The organism is Burkholderia territorii, from assembly GCF_902833055.1.
Lineage (GTDB): Bacteria > Pseudomonadota > Gammaproteobacteria > Burkholderiales > Burkholderiaceae > Burkholderia > Burkholderia territorii.
This window is the reverse complement of the sequence record NZ_CADFEJ010000081.1, coordinates 1-577: the sequence shown is the minus strand read 5'-3', so window position 1 is coordinate 577 and position 577 is coordinate 1. Positions and strand designations below refer to the sequence as shown.

Annotated in this window: 1 protein-coding gene; it reads left to right on the top strand. The window is 70.2% G+C overall.

Annotated elements, in window-relative coordinates; genetic code table 11:
* Positions 1-577 (top strand): M3 family metallopeptidase (locus HW466_RS31100; protein ID WP_244138251.1); only part of this gene is annotated, 577 nt, incomplete at both ends.

Genomic DNA, 577 nt, shown 5'->3' with positions numbered 1-577 from the left:
CTCGCCGGCCTGCCCGACGACGCGATCGCCGCCGCACGCGAGGCCGCGCAGCGCGAGGACAAGGCCGGCTGGAAGTTCACCCTGCACTTCCCCTCCTACTTCCCGGTCCTGCAATACGCCGACAACCGCGCGATGCGCGAGACCCTGTACCGCGCCTACGTCACGCGCGCCTCGGAACTGGGCCCGCAATACGGCGGCGGCAAGGCCGAATGGGACAACACCAAGGTGGTGGCCGAGACGCTCGCGCTGCGCCGCGAGGAAGCCGTGATGCTCGGCTACGCGAACTTCGCGGAAGTGTCGCTGGCGCCGAAGATGGCCGAATCGCCGGCCCAGGTCACGGCCTTCCTGGAGGACCTGGCGGTGCGCGCGCGTCCGCACGCCGAGCGCGACTGGGACGAGTTGCGCGCCTTCGCCGCCGGCACGCTCGGCATGAGCGAGCTGGCGCCCTGGGACGTCGCCTACGCGGCCGAGAAGCTGCGCGAGCAGCGCTACGCGTTCTCGGAAAACGAGGTCAAGCAGTACTTCCCGGAACCGGCCGTGCTGAAGGGCCTGTTCACCGTCACCGAGACGCTGTTCG